This window comes from Streptomyces aureocirculatus, assembly GCF_000720475.1.
Classification (GTDB): Bacteria; Actinomycetota; Actinomycetes; order Streptomycetales; family Streptomycetaceae; genus Streptomyces; species Streptomyces aureocirculatus.
In genome coordinates, this window is record NZ_JOAP01000028.1 from 17,326 (window position 1) to 33,990 (window position 16,665).

The window sequence follows — 16,665 nt, forward strand, 5'->3', positions numbered from 1 at the left end:
GGCACGGCCGCCGGTCGGAGGGAAAGCGATGGGTAGGACTCTCGCGGAGAAGGTCTGGGACGACCACGTCGTCCGGCGCGCCGAAGGCGAGCCCGACCTCCTCTTCATCGATCTGCACCTGCTGCACGAAGTGACCAGCCCGCAGGCGTTCGACGGCCTCCGGGGGGCCGGCCGGCAGGTGCGGCGGCTCGATCTCACCATCGCCACCGAGGACCACAACACCCCGACCCTCGACATCGACAAGCCCATCGCCGACCCGGTCTCCCGGGCCCAGCTCGAAACGCTGCGCAAGAACTGCGCCGATTTCGGCGTCCGGCTGCACCCGCTCGGCGACATCGAGCAGGGCGTCGTCCACGTGGTGGGCCCGCAGCTCGGACTGACCCAGCCGGGGACCACGGTGGTGTGCGGCGACTCCCACACGTCCACGCACGGCGCCTTCGGCGCGCTCGCCTTCGGCATCGGCACCTCCCAGGTCGAGCACGTCCTCGCCACCCAGACCCTGCCCCTGGCCCGCCCGAAGACCATGGCCATCACCGTCGACGGCGAACTGCCCGAGGGCGTCACCGCCAAGGACCTGATCCTGGCCATCATCGCCAGGATCGGCACCGGCGGCGGCCAGGGCTACATCCTGGAGTACCGCGGCCCGGCCATCGAGAAGCTCTCGATGGAGGCCCGCATGACCATCTGCAACATGTCCATCGAGGCCGGTGCCCGCGCGGGCATGATCGCCCCGGACGAGACGACCTTCGCCTACCTCAAGGACCGCGCGCACGCCCCGCAGGGCGCGGACTGGGACGAGGCCGTCGCGTACTGGAAGACGCTGCGCACCGACGACGACGCGGTCTTCGACGCCGAGGTCTACATCGACGCCACCGCCCTGTCGCCCTTCGTCACCTGGGGCACCAACCCGGGCCAGGGCCTGCCGCTGTCAGGGCACGTCCCCGACCCGGCTTCGTACGAGGACGCTTCGGAGCGGCTCGCCGCCGAAAAGGCCCTGGAGTACATGGGGTTGACGGCCGGACAGCGGCTGCGCGACATCAATGTGGACACCGTCTTCGTAGGCTCCTGCACCAACGGCCGTATCGAGGACCTGCGCTCGGCGGCCGCCGTGATCGAGGGCCGCAAAGTCGCCGACGGCGTACGGATGCTGGTGGTGCCCGGCTCGGTGCGGGTCGCCCTGCAGGCCGTCGAGGAGGGGCTCGACAAGGTCTTCACCGCGGCGGGCGCCGAATGGCGGCACGCGGGCTGCTCGATGTGCCTGGGCATGAACCCCGACCAACTCGCCCCCGGCGAGCGCTCCGCGTCCACGTCCAACCGCAACTTCGAGGGCCGCCAGGGCAAGGGCGGGCGCACCCATCTGGTCTCGCCCCAGGTCGCCGCCGCCACCGCGGTGACCGGCCGGCTCTCCTCGCCCGCCGACCTCGTCGAAGCCCCCACCACCGCCGGAGTCTGATCAGCCATGGAAGCCTTCACCACCCACACCGGACGGGCCGTCCCGCTGCGCCGCAGCAACGTCGACACCGACCAGATCATCCCCGCCCACTGGCTGAAGAAGGTCACCAGGGACGGCTTCGAGGACGGGCTCTTCGAAGCCTGGCGCAAGGACCCCGACTTCGTGCTCAACAAAGCGGAGCGGCAGGGAGCCACCGTGCTTGTCGCCGGGCCCGACTTCGGCACCGGATCCTCCCGTGAGCACGCCGTCTGGGCGCTGCAGAACTACGGCTTCAAGACCGTGATCTCCGCCCGCTTCGCCGATATCTTCCGGGGCAACTCGCTCAAGAACGGCCTGCTCACCGTGGTTCTCGAACAGTCCGTCGTGGACGAGCTGTGGGCCCTGACCGAGGCGGACCCGCAGGTCGAGATCACCGTCGACCTGCACGAACGCCAAGTCCGCGCCCCTGGCGTCACGGCCGGGTTCGAGCTGGACGAGAACGCCCGCTGGCGGCTCCTGAACGGTCTCGACGACATCAGCATCACGCTCAGGAACGAGCAGGACATCGCCGCGTACGAATCGCGCCGCCCCGCTCACAAGCCGCGCACCGTGCAGGTCGGCTGACCCGGTTCACCGGGGTGGCGGTATCGCCGCCACCTCGTCGCCGACCGGCTCCAGGGCCGCCAGGCACCCGATGTACCCCCAATCGTGGACGGTTGGGGGTACATCTGTGTCGGGCCCCGTATGTCCCGCGATGACCTGAACGGGTGGTCTCAACTGCCTTGATCTGAAGGGGAGAAGAGGCCGGAAATCCACTTGCACCTGGCGGGTGCGGGTATCCTCAGAAGGGCGCCGGACGAGGGTAGTTACCCCCTGCGGAGGCGACAACTCGCCCCAGATGGCACAATCGGTGCATGGGACGCGACGACCAACTCGAGCTCTACGGACTCGTTGCGGACCAGTTGAAGGAAGCGCACTCCCGAGTGCGAGCACTGCAAGTCCCGGAGGGCGTACGGATGGCGCTGACCCGGAAGCTGCTGGTCATTACGGCCGCGGCCAAACACGATCTCGCCGATGCGGCAAGGCGTCTGGAGCGGTTGATGGCGTACCTCGACGAGGGCGACGAGGGCCGAATCCCCGAAGACGTCTGAGCGGCAGGCCTCAACGGGCCTTCCGTGCCCCAACGGACCTTCGGGGAACTTCCCGAGAGCTCAGGTTGTTGCGGCACAAGGGTGATTAGCCCGTTTCGTGTTTGATTTGCGGTATATATCTGCCTAACGTGCGAAAAAGCCTGGCGTATTCGCGCTCAGGCAATGTCTCCGAAGGGGAAGACGTGAACAAGGCGCAGCTCGTAGAAGCGATTGCCGACAAGGTCGGTGGCCGTCAGCAGGCCGCCGACGCCGTGGACGCGGTCCTGGACGCCGTCGTCCGTGCCGTCGTCAGCGGTGACCGTGTTTCGGTCACCGGGTTCGGCTCGTTCGAGAAGGTCGACCGCCCGGCCCGGTACGCCCGCAACCCGCAGACCGGGGAGCGCGTGCGGGTCAAGAAGACCTCGGTGCCCCGCTTCCGCGCGGGACAGGGCTTCAAGGACCTGGTGAGCGGCTCGAAGAAGCTCCCGAAGAACGATGTCGCGGTGAAGAAGGCGCCCAAGGGCAGCCTGACCGGCGGCGCTTCGGCGACGGTCAAGAAGGCGGCCGCCAAGAAGGCCACCGCCAAGAAGTCCGCGGCCAAGAAGACCACCGGATCGGTCACCGCCACCGCCAAGAAGGCGACCCCGGCGAAGAAGACCACGGGAGCCGCCAAGAAGGCGACCACGGCCAAGAAGGCCACCACCGCCAAGAAGACGGCGAACACGGCCACGGCGAAGAAGACCGCCACCGCCAAGAAGACGGCCAAGGCGGCCACGGCGAAGAAGACCACCGCCAAGAAGGCCGCCGCCAAGAAGGCGCCCGCCAAGAAGGCCACGGCCAAGAAGGCGCCCGCCAAGAAGTCCACGGCGCGCAAGACCACCGCCAAGAAGGCCACCGCCCGCAAGAAGTAAGGGCTGCAGGGCACTCACGCGCCGGGCCGGACTCCCGCAGGGGAGCCCGGCCCGCGGCGTGTGCGGGGCTGTTCGGGGGACTGCCTGGGGGGACTACGTCGGGGGATCACGGCGAGGCGGGGCCGTTCGGGTGCGGCCACTCAGGACGTTCAGGACGTCCAGAACGTTCAGAACGTCTGGAGCGTGACCAGCGTGATGTGGCGGCCCTCGCCCTCACCCGTCACCTCGATGCGCACCCGCTGACCGGGCCTGAGCAGGCGCAGGCCGCCCGCGTCGAACGCCGGGGCGCCGAAGGGCACCGGGGTGCCGTCGTCGAGGAGCACGCTGCCGGTGCGGGTCTCGGAGTCGTACGTGTACGCGGTGGCCTGCATGGGGGAAGCGTACTCAGTTCCCTGTCCCGGTCTCCGGGCCCTCAGTTCCTCATCCCCTCAGTTCCTCAGCCGCTCAGCTCCTCAGTCCGGGATGAGCAGCCCGGCGGCCGCCGCGGCCGTGTGCGGGCCCACGCCGAGGGCGAGCGCGGTCCGCAGGTCGTCGCCGGTGTCCACGTCCTGGCGCACGGAAGGTGCGGCTCCCGCTTCGGCGGCTCCGAGTTCCCTGGCGCCGGATTTCCGGTGGCGGGCACGGGAGGCCCCGCCGAATTGTGGCTGCAATTCCGCGCCGGGGGCCGCGGTCAGCAAGGTCGTGCCGATTCCCGCGGCATCCGGGAGAAAAGCTCGGGTGAAGTGCGCGGCCGCGTCGAGTACCCGGGCCAATTCCGGCGGGCGCAGTGCGGGCAGATCGGCGTTGAGAGCGGCCACGGCCGTTTCCGGCCGCGCCGCGCGCACCTGGAGCGCCGCGTGGGCGAGGGCGGCGTTGAGGCCGTCCGCCGGGGTGTCGGGGACGACCCGGGCACCGAGCGCCGCCAGTTCGCGGCCCGCCCGGGCGTCGTCCGTGACGACCACCACATCCCGTACCGAAGGGCAAGCCACCGCCGCGGCCACCGTGTCCTGCGCGAACGCGAGCGCGAGTGCGGGCCGCAGGCCGTCCCCGGCGGCGGCCGCGAGCCGGCTCTTGGCCCGTTCAAGCGGCTTGAGCGGTATCACCAGGGTCCACTGCACACCGGGCTCCGTCCTTCGCGTGGGGCCCATTGTGACCTGCGGGAAGAAGGCGGCCGGGGCGCGGGGTGCGCGGGGCCGCACCGGAGCCGGGTCCGGGTCCCCGGGCACCGGGGGGCGCGAAGGGAGTGGCGGTGGACGGGTGGGCGTACGGTGTTCTCGACAGGACGGCAGCCTGAAGCGACACTTGTGCGGCCGAACCGGCTCATGGAGGAAGGTGTCCGAGTGCCCCGCCGCAGAATCGGCTTCTGGTACCGCTTGGCGGCGGTCATCGCTAAACCGCCGCTGTTGGTTCTGATCAAGCGGGACTGGCGTGGAATGGAGCACATTCCGGCTGTCGGCGGTTTTATCACCGCCGTGAACCACAATTCGCATCTCGACCCGCTCGGGTACGCGCACTTTCAGTACAACACCGGCCGGGTCCCGCGTTTCCTCGCCAAGCACGGGCTCTTCAAAAAGGGCTTCGTCGGGGCGTTCATGAGGGGCACCGGGCAGATCCCGGTCTACCGCGAGACCGCCAACGCGCTGAGCGCCTTCCGGGCCGCCATCGACGCGGTCGAGCGCGGTGAATGCGTGGCTTTCTACCCCGAGGGCACCCTCACCCGTGAGCCCGACCTGTGGCCCATGACGGGCAAGACGGGCGTCGCGCGCGTCGCGCTGCAGACCAAGTGCCCGGTCGTGCCGGTCGCCCAGTGGGGCGCCAACCACGTCCTCGCGCCGTACGCGAAGAAGCCCGCCTTGCTGCCGCGCAAGACGCACCACGTGCTGGCGGGACCGCCGGTCGACCTGGAGCGCTTCTACGACAAGGAGATGACCCCGGACCTCCTGAAGGAGGCCACCGAGGCCATCATGGTCGCCATCACCGAGCTCCTGGAGGAGCTGCGCGGCGAGAAGGCCCCGCAGAAGCGTTACGACCCGCGTGAGGTCCGTCTCGCGCAGCGCCGCAGGGCGACGCAGCCCAGGGGCGCCACGGCGGTGGGGGACACGGGGTCCGCGAAGACTTCCGGTGGCGCCGGCAGCCGTACGGAGCAAGGCAGTTCTGAGGAGAGCAAGTGACCCGAACCCTGAAGGCCGCCGTCTTCGGAACCGGCTCGTGGGGGACGGCCTTCGGCATGGTCCTCGCGGACGCCGGCTGTGACGTCACCCTGTGGGGCCGCCGCGCCGAGCTCGCCGACGCGGTCAACTCCACGCGCACCAACCCGGACTATCTGCCCGGCGTCGAGCTGCCGCGGAACGTGCGCGCCACCACCGACCCGGCCGAGGCCGCGGACGCCGCCGACTTCACCGTGCTCGCCGTGCCCTCGCAGACGCTGCGCGCGGGCCTCGCCGCGTGGGCACCGCTGCTCGCCCCCGACACGGTGCTCGTCTCCCTGATGAAGGGCGTCGAGCTCGGCTCCGCCATGCGCATGAGCGAGGTCATCGAGGACGTCACCAAGGCCCCCGCCGAGCGCGTCGCCGTGGTCACGGGGCCGAACCTGGCCCGCGAGATCGCCGCCCGCAGGCCCGCGGCCGCCGTGGTCGCCTGCCGCGACGAGTCGGTCGCCGTACGCCTTCAGACCGCCTGCCACACCCCGTACTTCCGGCCCTACACCAACACCGACGTGGTCGGCTGCGAACTGGGCGGCGCCGTCAAGAACGTCATCGGCCTCGCCGTCGGCATCGCGGACGGCATGGGGCTCGGCGACAACGCCAAGGGCTCACTGATCACGCGCGGGCTCGCCGAGACCACCCGGCTCGGCCTCGCCATGGGCGCGGACCCGCTGACCTTCGCCGGGCTCGCGGGCCTCGGCGACCTGGTGGCGACCTGCTCGTCGCCGCTCTCGCGCAACCACACCTTCGGCACCAACCTCGGCAAGGGCATGACCCTGGAGGAGACCATCGCGGTCACCCGCCAGACCGCCGAGGGCGTCAAGTCCTGCGAGTCCGTGCTCGATCTGGCACGCAGGCACGGAGTCGACATGCCCATCACCGAGACGGTCGTGGGCATCGTGCACGAGGGCACTCCGCCGATGGTGGCGCTCAAGGAGCTGATGTCGCGCAGCGCGAAGCCGGAACGGCACTGAACCGGGCCGGTCGACGGCCGCGCCCCCCGGCACCGCGGGCCGCGCCCCCCGGCACCGCGGGGGGCCACGCCTGACCCGCGGGTCACCGGCCGCACACTGACGCGGCTCGGGCCACCGGGTACGCTCAACGCGATATGAGCAGCGAGAACCTCCCCCAGAGCCCTGAGCAGAGCACCGCGCGTCCCGGTACCGACCCGTCCGGGCAGCCCCGCAAGCCGCGCGTGGCCGTCGTGTTCGGCGGCCGCAGCTCGGAGCACGGCATCTCCGTCGTCACCGCCGGTGCCGTGCTGCGTGCCATCGACCGCACCAAGTACGACGTGCTGCCCATCGGCATCACGACGGACGGGCGCTGGGCGCTGACCACCGACGAGCCCGAGCGCATGGCCATCGCCGACCGCAAGGTGCCGAGCGTGGCCGACCTCGCGGAGTCGGCCGAGGGCGGTGTCGTCCTGCCCGTCGACCCCGGCAACCGCGAAGTGGTCTACAGCGAGCCCGGCGCCGTGCCCAAGGCGCTCGGCGAGGTCGACGTGGTCTTCCCGATGCTGCACGGCCCCTACGGCGAGGACGGCACCCTCCAGGGCCTCCTGGAGCTGTCGGGCGTGCCGTACGTGGGCGCGGGCGTGCTCGCCTCGGCGGTCGGCCAGGACAAGGAGTACATGAAGCGGGTCTTTACCTCCTTCGGGCTGCCCGTCGGCCCGTACCTGGTGATCAGGCCGCGCGAGTGGCAGCGCGAGGAGAAGCAGGCCAGGCAGCGCGTCGCGGACTTCGCCGGCGAGCACGGCTGGCCGCTGTTCATCAAGCCCGCGCGCGCGGGCTCGTCGATCGGCATCACGAAGGTCGACACCTTCGAAGGCCTCGACGAGGCCATCGCGGAGGCACAGCGCCACGACCCGAAGATCATCGTCGAGGCGCTGCTCCGCGGCCGTGAGATCGAGTGCGGCGTCCTGGAGTTCGAGGACGGGCCGCGCGCGAGCGTGCCCGCCGAGATCCCGCCCGTACAGGCCCACGACTACTACGACTTCGAGGCGAAGTACATCGACTCGACGCCCGGTCTCGTGCCCGCCCCGCTGACGCCCGACGAGACCGCGGAGGTGCAGCGGCTCGCGGTGGCCGCCTTCGAGGCGGCGTCCTGCGAGGGCCTGGTGCGCGCGGACTTCTTCCTCACCGAGGACGGGCAGTTCGTCATCAACGAGATCAACACCATGCCGGGCTTCACGCCGATCTCCATGTACCCGCAGATGTGGGAGAAGAGCGGCGTGAGCTATCCGGAGCTGGTGGACCGCCTCATCCAGGCGGCGCTCAACCGGTCCACGGGCCTGCGCTAGGCGCTTCGCTGGATGTGCCGCGCGGTGCCGTCGTCCGGCTGCGGCGCCGTGGTGGCTGGTCGCGCCCCGCGGCGGAGCCGCATGTCGATGCGGCCCCGCGCCCCTTTGGGGCACGCGCTCACGCAGTCCGCCGCACGCAGTCCGCTAGGCGACGCCCTCGGGGATCGTCTTCTTGATGGGGGCGGCGAAGTCCGTGAGCGGGCCGAGGCCGCCCCCTGTCCGCTCCTTCGGCAGGGTCACCTCCACGTAGGCCAGACGCAGCCCGGTGGTGAAGACGTACGACCCGTCGTCGCGCTTCTGCAGCAGCCAGGCCACGCCGTTCACCTTCACGCCGTCCGACTCGGCCACCTCGGGGTCGAACATCTCCGGGGGCCGCTCCACACCGCAGCGCAGTATGATCGCCGGGTCTCCCCACCCGGCGGTCAGATCCGACTTCGGCCGGGGGTCGAAGCGCTCGAGCCCGTCGACCTTGTCCGGGAGCTGTGCGTGCAGATCCCGGCAGAGTCCCGCGACCTTCGCGGCCGGGGACGGAACCACCACCGAGGCTGTGTCGTCCGTTGATGAGCAGGCCGCTGTGGCGAGCAGGAGTGCGACAGCGGACATGCCGGTGGAGCGGCGGCGCCGGAGACGGGGGAGATTCACCGGGCCAGGGTAGACGGGGGCTACAAGTGCACGACCGGGCAGGTCAGGGTTCTGGTGATGCCGTCCACCTGCTGGACCTTGGCGACCACCATGCGGCCGAGTTCGTCGACCGTGTCCGCCTGCGCGCGCACGATGACATCGTAGGGACCGGTCACGTCCTCGGCCTGGATCACTCCCGGGATCTTGCCGATCAGCTCGGCGACGGTCGACGCCTTGCCGACCTCGGTCTGGATCAGGATGTACGCCTGTACCACGGAACCTCCAGGGCGGCCACGAGGATCATGTGGGGAGAAGGGACGCCACGGTACCGCGTCGCCGCTCGCCACGGGGAGACCCGGGGGAGCTGTGGCGTGCACATCGCGGCGGACGGACAACAGAGGTTGACGGTCACGTCGACCGTACCGACGACCAAGACGGCTCGCGACCGCAAGCGAACCGCGGCAACCGTGGCAGAAGGAGCAGCACGCGCATGAAGGGCACCGTCGGCGAGTTGGGCGAGTTCGGGCTCATCAAGGAACTCACCTCGCGGCTCACCTCCACTCCGGCCGTACGCCTCGGCCCCGGCGACGACGCCGCGGTCGTGGCCGCCCCGGACCGCAGGGTGGTGGCGAGCACCGACATCCTCCTGGAGGGCCGCCACTTCCGCCGTGACTGGTCCACGGCCTACGACGTGGGCCGCAAGGCCGCCGCCCAGAACCTCGCCGACATCGCGGCCATGGGCGCGGTGCCCACCGCCATCCTGCTCGGCCTCGTCGTGCCCGCCGAACTCCCCGCGAGCTGGCCCATCGAGCTGATGGACGGCCTGCGGGACGAGTGCCAGGTCGCGGGCGCGGCCGTCGTCGGCGGCGATGTCGTACGCGGCGACACGATCACCGTCTCGATCACCGCGCTCGGCGACCTGCGCAACCACGAGCCCGTCACGCGCGCGGGCGCCCAGCCCGGCGACGTCGTCGCCGTCACCGGCTGGCTCGGCTGGTCCGCGGCGGGGCACGCGGTCCTGTCCCGCGGCTTCCGCTCGCCGCGCGCCTTCGTGGAGGCCCACCGCAGGCCCGAGCCGCCGTACCACGCGGGCCCCGCCGCCGCCGGGCTCGGCGCGACCGCCATGACGGACGTCAGCGACGGCCTGATCGCCGACCTCGGGCACATCGCCGAGGCCAGCAAGGTGCGCATCGACATCCGCTCCGGCGACGTGGACGTGCCCACGCAGATGAACGACATCGGGCAGGCCGTCGGCGTCGACCCGCTGCAATGGGTGCTCAACGGCGGCGAGGACCACGCCATCGTGGCGACCTTCCCCCAGGACGTGAAGCTGCCCGCCCGCTGGAAGGTCATCGGCGAGATCCTCAACCCTTCCGCGCAGCCGCAGGTCACCGTGGACGGCGCCCCCTGGACCAGCAAGGGCTGGGACCACTTCGGCGAGAACGGGGGCGACGACGCGTGAGCCCGCGCAGCGCGCCCCCCAGGGTGCTCACCGTGGCCGGGTCCGACTCCGGTGGCGGAGCCGGCATCCAGGCCGACCTGAAGACGATGCTCGCCCTCGGCACGCACGGGATGAGCGTCGTGACGGCCGTCACGGCGCAGAACTCCGTCGGCGTTCAGGGCGCCTGGGAGCTGCCGGTGGAAGCGGTGCGGGCGCAGTACCGCAGCGTCGTCGACGACATCGGCGTCGCGGCCGTCAAGACGGGCATGCTGGCCTCCGCCGAACTGGTCGAGGCGGTCGCGGACTTGCTCGCGGCCACGGACGCCCCCGCCGTCGTCGACCCCGTCGGCGTCTCCAAGCACGGCGACGCGCTGCTCGCCGCCTCCGCCCTGGACTCCGTACGGAAGAAGCTGCTCCCGGTCGCCACCGTCGCCACGCCCAACCTCGACGAGGTCGAGCAACTGACCGGAGTGCGCGTCGATTCGGAGGACGGCATGCGGCGGGCCGCCGCGGCCGTCCTCGCGTACGGGCCCGCGTGGGTCGTCGTCAAGGGCGGACACCTCACGGGCGGCATCGGCGCCGCCAAGGCGGTGGACCTGCTGACCGACGGCTCCGAGGAGCACTGGCTGCGCGCCGCGCGCCACGACAACCGCCACACGCACGGCACGGGCTGTACGCTGGCCGCCGCGATCGCGGCGCAGTTGGCGAAGGGCCAGACCGTCCTGGAGGCCGTCACGGCCGCCAAGGCGTACGTCACCGGCGCGATCGCCGCCGGTTTCGCGCTCGGCGGCGGGATCGGGCCCGTGGATCACGGCTGGCAGTTCAGGGACGGCGTGGGGGGTTCCTAGCGTCCCGGGGTACGTGGCACCCCGGATACGTGAAAATGCCGGTCCACCCGAAGGTGGACCGGCATTTTCAGCAACCGGCCAGGTGCCGCGCAGAAGCGTCAGCGCGAGACCTTGCCGGCCTTGATGCACGAGGTGCAGGCGTTGAGGCGCTTCGGCGTCCCGCCGACCACGGCACGCACGCGCTGGATGTTCGGGTTCCAGCGACGGGGCGTACGGCGGTGCGAGTGCGAGATGTTGTTGCCGAAGCCCGGCCCCTTGCCGCAGACGTCGCAGTTGGCAGCCACGGGTCACTCCAAAGACTTCAGATGCACTTACGGTTAATCCCGGCATGCCGGGATCAGTGCAATGATCGAAGTGGCGTTGCCAGGAGGAATGTCCCGATGAGTATCGGGCAACCGGAGCAGCATACAACGACTGCTTCGGTACAACGAAACTACCACGTCCGGGCCCCTCCCCGCCCCGGCCACCCCTCCCGCCCGGGTCTACGCTGCGTCCCGTCCCGTGACGTACGACGGAGGCGCCCCGTACCGCCCCGTACCGCCCCGTACCGCCCCGTACCGCCCTGTGACGCTCCTAGGAGGCGACACTTGCCGCAGAACCTCGACGCTGTCGCAGCCCGCGCCTGGAGCGCTCTCGCTCTGGAAGCCCTGGGACAGGCCCGCGAGGAGATCGACGCGATCAACGTCTATCCGGTCGCGGACGCGGACACCGGGACCAACCTCTATCTGACGATGGAGTCGGCTGCCCGCGCGGTCGAAGCGGCCTTCGCGGGCCTGGACCCGGCCAGACCCGCTCTCGCCGAGGTGGTGCGCGCGATGGCGCACGGGGCACTGATCGGGGCCCGGGGCAACTCGGGGACGATTCTGGCGCAGCTCCTGCGGGGGATGGCGCAGGTCCTGCCGAGCGGCCCCGAGGGTCCCGAAGGTCCCGAGGGTGACGCGTATCACGCTGACGGCGCCCGGCTCGCGCTGGCGCTCGGCCGTGCCGCCGACGCCGCGTACCAGGCGGTGGCGCACCCCGTGGAGGGCACGGTCCTGACGGTCGCCAGGGCCGCGGCCGACGCCGCGCTCGCCGCCTCCGGGGACGCGCGCCCGTACGGCGACTGCGCGACGGTCGCCCGCGCCGCGTACGAGGGCGCCTGCACGGCGCTCGACGCCACCCCCGGGCAGCTCGCGGCACTCGGCCGCGCGGGCGTCGTGGACGCCGGGGGACGCGGCCTCGTGGCAGTCCTGGGCGCGCTGGTCGGCGCGCTGTCGGGGGAGACGGTGCGGCCGCGGGCGGCGACAGGGGTCCACGCGCGCGTGGCGGACGCCGAGGACGCGGCGGGCGGGGAGGGCGGGGAGGGCGCCGAGGAATGTGCTGTCCCCGGGGCGGTCGGCGCCGCCGGGCCCGCCTTCGAAGTGATCTATCTCCTGGAGGCCGACGACGCGGCCGTCGACCGGCTGCGGGCCCGGCTCGACCCGCTCGGCGACTCGCTCGTGGTCGTCGGCGGCGACGGCCTCTGGAACGTCCACGTGCACGTGGACGACGCGGGGGCGGCCGTCGAGGCGGGCGTGGAGGCGGGGCGGCCGCACCGCATCCGCATCACGCACTTCGGCGTCGGTGACGCCCACACCGCGCGCACGCGGCCGCCCCGGGAGCGGGTCCAGCGGGGCATCGTGGCCGTCGTGCCGGGCGACGGCCTCGCGGCGCTGTACGCGGAGGCCGGGGCGACCACGGTGCCCGCGCGCGCGGGGGAGCCGCCCGCCAGCGGGGAACTCGTCCAGGCCATCAGGCGCGCCCACGCGCGCGAGGTGGTGCTGCTGCCGAACGACGCGGAGCTGCGGCACACCGCGGCGGCCGCCGCGGAGCAGGCACGCTCAGAGGGCGTGCGCGTCGCCCTGATCCCCACCCGCTCCGCCGTGCAGGGCATCGCGGCCCTCGCCGTGCACGAGCCGGACCGCCGCTTCGACGAGGACGTCGTCGCCATGACGTCGGCGGCGGGGGCGGCCCGCTACGCCGAACTGGTCGTCGCCGAACGGCAGTCGTGGACGACGGCGGGAATCTGCCAGGCCGGGGACGTGCTCGGCCTGATCGACGGGGATGTCGCGGTGATCGGCCGGGAGGTCGCGGGGACCGCCGGCGCGGTGCTCGACCGGATGCTGGCCGCGGGGGGTGAGATGGTGACCCTCGTCCTTGGGGACGCGGTCACCGATGGGGTGGCGGAGCGCCTGGAGAAACACGTACGCGACGGCCACCTGGCCGTGGACACGGTCCTGTACCGGGGCGGCCCTCAATCCCCCCTGCTCCTCATCGGCGTGGAATAGCCCCCACCCGCCAACCAAACTCTTTCCCCCACCAGCCCGCCCTTCCCACCCGCCGGAGCCGTGGCCGCACCTCCCCGCCTGTCGCGCTCCGCGCGCGTCCTCAATCGCCGGACAGGCTCATTTCCCCACCCACCGGAGCCGTGGCCGCGCTCCGCGCTCGCCCTCAATCGCCGGACGGGCTCGATTCCCCGCCCGCCGCACCACCCCAGCCGCCCGCAGGGCAAAAGGGCGGGCGGGTGGGAAAAAAGCCCGTCCGGCGATTGAGGACGAGGCCGCAGGCCGATGAGCGGCGACCGGGAGCGTCGGCCAGGGAACGGCGGCTGAGGTGCGGCGGCCGAGGCCGGGCGGCCAGGGTGTGGTGGCCCAGGAGCGGCGGCCAGGGTGTCGGGAGGCGGTGGGCCCGGGCAGGTTCCGGAGGGGGAGATCTTCGGGGGGTGCCCCGGGATGTCAGTGCCGTGGTGTGCAATGGATCTCGTGCACGCGCTCCAAGAACCGTTGAAGAACGCTCTCGGCCAAGCCACCGCCAAGGTGATGGCCGAGCACCTCGACCTGCACACGGTCGGAGACCTCCTGCACCACTACCCCCGGAGGTACGCGGAGCGCGGCGAGCTGACCCGCCTCTCCGACCTCCCGCTGGACGAGCACGTCACGGTCGTCGCCCAGGTGGCGACCGCCCGCGTCCTGCGGTTCAACGGCGGCAGCGGCCAGCGCCTGGAGGTCACGATCACGGACGGCAGCGGCCAGCTCCAGTTGGTCTTCTTCGGCCGCGGCATCCACAAGCCGCACAAGGACCTGCTGCCCGGCACCCGGGCGATGTTCGCGGGCAAGGTCGGGGTGTTCAACCGCAAGATGCAGCTCGCCCACCCGGCGTATCAACTGCTGCGCGGCGAAGGCGACGCCGACTCGGCCGCGGAGGCCGTGGACTCCTGGGCCGGAGCCCTCATCCCGCTCTATCCGGCCACCGCCAAGCTGGAGTCCTGGAAGATCGCCAAGTCCGTCGACGCGGTCCTGCCGAGCGCCCAGGAGGCCCTGGACCCGCTGCCGCCCGCCCTGCGCGAGGGCCGCGGCCTGATCCCGCTCCCCGAAGCGCTCCTGAAGATCCACCGCCCGCACACGAAGGCGGACATCGCCGCCGCCCGCGACCGGCTGAAGTGGGACGAGGCGTTCGTCCTCCAGGTCGCCCTGGCCCGGCGCAGGTTCGCGGACGCCCAACTGCCCGCGGTGCCCCGCAGGCCGTCCCCCGACGGCCTGCTCGACGCCTTCGACGCCAAGCTCCCCTTCGAGCTCACGGACGGCCAGCGCCGGGTCTCCAAGGAGATCTTCGACGACCTGGCCACCGAACACCCCATGCACCGCCTGCTCCAGGGAGAGGTGGGCTCGGGCAAGACGATGGTGGCGCTGCGCGCCATGCTCGCCGTCGTGGACGCGGGCGGCCAGGCCGCCATGCTCGCGCCCACGGAGGTCCTGGCCCAGCAGCACCACCGCTCGATCACGGAGATGATGGGCGAGCTCGCCGAAGGAGGCCTGCTCGGCGGCGCCGAGCACGGCACGAAGGTCACGCTGCTCACCGGCTCCATGGGCACGCCCGCCCGCCGCAAGGCCCTGCTCGACCTCGCCACCGGCGAAGCAGGCATCGTCATCGGCACGCACGCGCTGATCGAGGACAAGGTGCAGTTCCACGACCTCGGCCTGGTCGTGGTCGACGAGCAGCACCGCTTCGGCGTGGAGCAGCGCGACGCCCTGCGCGGCAAGGGCAAGCAGCCCCCGCACCTCCTCGTCATGACGGCCACGCCCATTCCGCGTACGGTCGCGATGACGGTCTTCGGCGATCTGGAGACCTCCGTCCTCGACCAACTGCCCGCGGGCCGCTCACCGATCTCCACCCATGTCGTCCCGGCCCAGGACAAGCCCCATTTCCTCGCCCGCGCGTGGGAGCGCGTGCGCGAGGAAGTGGAGAACGGCCACCAGGCGTACGTGGTCTGCCCCCGCATCGGGGACACGGACGACGAGTCGGCGGAGCCCAAGAAGGGCGGGAAGGGCAAGAAGAAGGCCGCCGCCGACGAGGACGGCGACAAGCGTCCTCCGCTCGCCGTCCTCGACGTCGCCGAAGAGCTGGCCCACGGCCCCCTCCTCGGCCTCAGGGTCGAAGTCCTGCACGGCCGCATGCAGCCCGACGACAAGGACGCGGTGATGCGCCGCTTCGCCGCGGGGGAGACCCATGTCCTGGTCGCCACGACCGTCATCGAGGTCGGGGTGAACGTACCGAACGCCACCGCCATGGTGATCATGGACGCCGACCGCTTCGGCGTCTCCCAGTTGCACCAGCTCCGCGGCCGCGTCGGCCGTGGCTCCGCGCCGGGTCTGTGCCTGCTCGTCACCGACATGCCGGAGGCGAGCCCCGCCCGCGCCCGCCTCGGCGCCGTGGCCGCGACGCTCGACGGATTCGAGCTCTCCCGCATCGACCTGGAGCAGCGCCGCGAGGGCGATGTGCTCGGCCAGGCCCAGTCCGGGGTGCGTTCCTCGCTGCGCATGCTGGCCGTCATCGAGGACGAGGAGGTCATCGCCGCCGCCCGGGAGGAGGCGACCGCCGTGGTCTCCCGCGACCCCGATCTTGAACACCTGCCGGAGCTGCGCATGGCCCTTGACGCCCTCCTCGACGCCGAGCGCGAGCAGTACCTCGACAAGGGGTGACCGGGCAGCGCGCGGCAAGGCCCTGTGCCCCCGGCATGGGGCGCCGGGCAGCCCCAGGCCGGGCGTGACCGGACAGCCCCCGGCACGGGGTGACATGGGAGGACGCGCGCATACGTCCTATCGTGAGGACAAGGTCCACTCCGGGCCCCACCCGCAGCCGAAGGACGCAGAAACCCAGATGACCCGCGTGATCGCCGGCAAGGCCGGTGGACGCCGCCTCGCCGTCCCGCCGGGGAACGGCACCCGGCCCACATCGGACCGCGCCCGCGAGGGCCTGTTCTCCACCTGGCAGGCCCTCCAGGGCACGCTCGACGGCGCCCGCGTCCTCGACCTGTACGCGGGCTCCGGCGCCGTCGGCCTGGAGGCCCTGTCCCGCGGCGCGGCGCACGCCCTCCTGGTGGAGGCCGACGCCCGCGCGGCCCGCACCATCCGCGAGAACATCAAGGCCCTCGGCCTGCCCGGCGCCGAGGCCCGGGCGGGCAAAGCCGCCCAGGTCATCGCCGATACCACCCCCGGCACCCCTTACGACCTGGTCTTTCTCGACCCGCCGTACGCGGTGGGCGACGACGATCTTCAGGAGATCCTGCTCACACTCCGCTCGGGAGGCTGGCTCACCGACGACGCCCTCGTCACCGTTGAACGCAGTACGAGGGGCGGGGACTTCGGCTGGCCGGACGGCTTCGAGGGACTGCGGTCCCGTCGCTACGGCGAAGGCACGTTTTGGTACGGTCGCGCCGCCTCTACGTGCGACGAACACCAAGACGAACAAGAGATCGCGCCATGACCCGACCGGAGAGCGAGGG

17 protein-coding genes are annotated in these 16,665 nt (G+C 71.8%); 12 read left to right on the top strand and 5 right to left on the bottom strand.

Features of this window, described 5'->3' with window-relative positions:
- Window positions 1-28 precede the first annotated feature (28 nt).
- The 4 genes from leuC (at window position 29) to IG78_RS0124760 (ending at window position 3,473) form a co-directional block, all read left to right on the top strand.
- Window positions 29-1,453, top strand: a complete 1,425-nt coding sequence (gene leuC, locus IG78_RS0124745; RefSeq protein WP_030566860.1) for a 3-isopropylmalate dehydratase large subunit — start codon at window positions 29-31, stop codon at window positions 1,451-1,453.
- A gap of 6 nt (window positions 1,454-1,459) precedes the next feature.
- On the top strand, window positions 1,460-2,056 hold the full coding sequence (gene leuD, locus IG78_RS0124750; RefSeq protein ID WP_030566862.1) for a 3-isopropylmalate dehydratase small subunit: 597 nt from the start codon (window positions 1,460-1,462) through the stop codon (window positions 2,054-2,056).
- Window positions 2,057-2,346: 290 nt separating this feature from the next.
- A complete protein-coding gene (locus IG78_RS0124755) occupies window positions 2,347-2,583 on the top strand; it encodes an SCO5555 family protein (RefSeq protein ID WP_030566864.1) in 237 nt (78 codons plus the stop codon).
- Window positions 2,584-2,765: 182 nt separating this feature from the next.
- Complete coding sequence (locus IG78_RS0124760) at window positions 2,766-3,473, top strand: HU family DNA-binding protein (RefSeq protein ID WP_030566866.1); 708 nt, start codon at window positions 2,766-2,768, stop codon at window positions 3,471-3,473.
- A gap of 167 nt (window positions 3,474-3,640) precedes the next feature.
- Here IG78_RS0124760 and IG78_RS0124765 read toward each other — a convergent pair whose 3' ends face one another.
- Window positions 3,641-3,844, bottom strand: coding sequence for a hypothetical protein (locus tag IG78_RS0124765; protein ID WP_030566868.1), 204 nt, complete (start codon window positions 3,842-3,844; stop codon window positions 3,641-3,643).
- An 81-nt stretch (window positions 3,845-3,925) separates the two neighbouring features.
- Window positions 3,926-4,570 (bottom strand): 2-phospho-L-lactate guanylyltransferase, encoded by a 645-nt coding sequence (cofC, locus tag IG78_RS0124770; RefSeq protein WP_030566870.1) that lies wholly within the window; start codon window positions 4,568-4,570, stop codon window positions 3,926-3,928.
- A gap of 222 nt (window positions 4,571-4,792) precedes the next feature.
- Between cofC and IG78_RS0124775 the strand changes: the two genes are divergently transcribed.
- The 3 genes from IG78_RS0124775 to IG78_RS0124785 all read left to right on the top strand — a co-directional run bounded on the left by IG78_RS0124775 (window position 4,793) and on the right by IG78_RS0124785 (window position 7,955).
- A complete protein-coding gene (locus tag IG78_RS0124775) occupies window positions 4,793-5,623 on the top strand; it encodes a lysophospholipid acyltransferase family protein (protein ID WP_037686144.1) in 831 nt (276 codons plus the stop codon).
- Complete coding sequence (locus IG78_RS0124780; protein ID WP_030566874.1) at window positions 5,620-6,630, top strand: NAD(P)H-dependent glycerol-3-phosphate dehydrogenase; 1,011 nt, start codon at window positions 5,620-5,622, stop codon at window positions 6,628-6,630. Before IG78_RS0124775 ends, IG78_RS0124780 begins: the two co-directional genes overlap by 4 nt.
- Before the next feature lie 134 nt (window positions 6,631-6,764).
- On the top strand, window positions 6,765-7,955 hold the full coding sequence (locus IG78_RS0124785; protein WP_030566876.1) for a D-alanine--D-alanine ligase family protein: 1,191 nt from the start codon (window positions 6,765-6,767) through the stop codon (window positions 7,953-7,955).
- A gap of 144 nt (window positions 7,956-8,099) precedes the next feature.
- Here the strand turns inward: IG78_RS0124785 and IG78_RS0124790 are convergent, their stop codons facing one another.
- The gene (locus IG78_RS0124790) at window positions 8,100-8,597 is read right to left on the bottom strand and encodes a DUF3515 domain-containing protein (protein WP_037686147.1); all 498 of its coding nucleotides are present in this window, start codon (window positions 8,595-8,597) and stop codon (window positions 8,100-8,102) included.
- 20 nt (window positions 8,598-8,617) lie between these two features.
- Window positions 8,618-8,851, bottom strand: coding sequence for an Lrp/AsnC family transcriptional regulator (locus tag IG78_RS0124795; protein WP_016642988.1), 234 nt, complete (start codon window positions 8,849-8,851; stop codon window positions 8,618-8,620).
- A 215-nt stretch (window positions 8,852-9,066) separates the two neighbouring features.
- Between IG78_RS0124795 and IG78_RS0124800 the strand changes: the two genes are divergently transcribed.
- On the top strand, window positions 9,067-10,038 hold the full coding sequence (locus IG78_RS0124800) for a thiamine-phosphate kinase (RefSeq protein ID WP_030566880.1): 972 nt from the start codon (window positions 9,067-9,069) through the stop codon (window positions 10,036-10,038).
- On the top strand, window positions 10,035-10,865 hold the full coding sequence (gene thiD, locus IG78_RS0124805) for a bifunctional hydroxymethylpyrimidine kinase/phosphomethylpyrimidine kinase (protein ID WP_030566882.1): 831 nt from the start codon (window positions 10,035-10,037) through the stop codon (window positions 10,863-10,865). The genes IG78_RS0124800 and thiD overlap by 4 nt, the downstream gene beginning before the upstream one ends.
- 98 nt (window positions 10,866-10,963) lie before the next feature.
- Here thiD and rpmB read toward each other — a convergent pair whose 3' ends face one another.
- Window positions 10,964-11,149, bottom strand: a complete 186-nt coding sequence (gene rpmB, locus IG78_RS0124810) for a 50S ribosomal protein L28 (RefSeq protein WP_030195073.1) — start codon at window positions 11,147-11,149, stop codon at window positions 10,964-10,966.
- 303 nt (window positions 11,150-11,452) lie between these two features.
- Here rpmB and IG78_RS0124815 point away from each other — a divergent pair, with 303 nt between their 5' ends.
- The 3 genes from IG78_RS0124815 to rsmD all read left to right on the top strand — a co-directional run bounded on the left by IG78_RS0124815 (window position 11,453) and on the right by rsmD (window position 16,646).
- Window positions 11,453-13,171, top strand: a complete 1,719-nt coding sequence (locus tag IG78_RS0124815) for a DAK2 domain-containing protein (protein WP_030566885.1) — start codon at window positions 11,453-11,455, stop codon at window positions 13,169-13,171.
- A gap of 465 nt (window positions 13,172-13,636) precedes the next feature.
- Complete coding sequence (recG, locus tag IG78_RS0124820; protein WP_030566887.1) at window positions 13,637-15,862, top strand: ATP-dependent DNA helicase RecG; 2,226 nt, start codon at window positions 13,637-13,639, stop codon at window positions 15,860-15,862.
- Window positions 15,863-16,040: 178 nt separating this feature from the next.
- On the top strand, window positions 16,041-16,646 hold the full coding sequence (gene rsmD / locus IG78_RS0124825; RefSeq protein WP_030566889.1) for a 16S rRNA (guanine(966)-N(2))-methyltransferase RsmD: 606 nt from the start codon (window positions 16,041-16,043) through the stop codon (window positions 16,644-16,646).
- Window positions 16,647-16,665 lie beyond the last annotated feature (19 nt).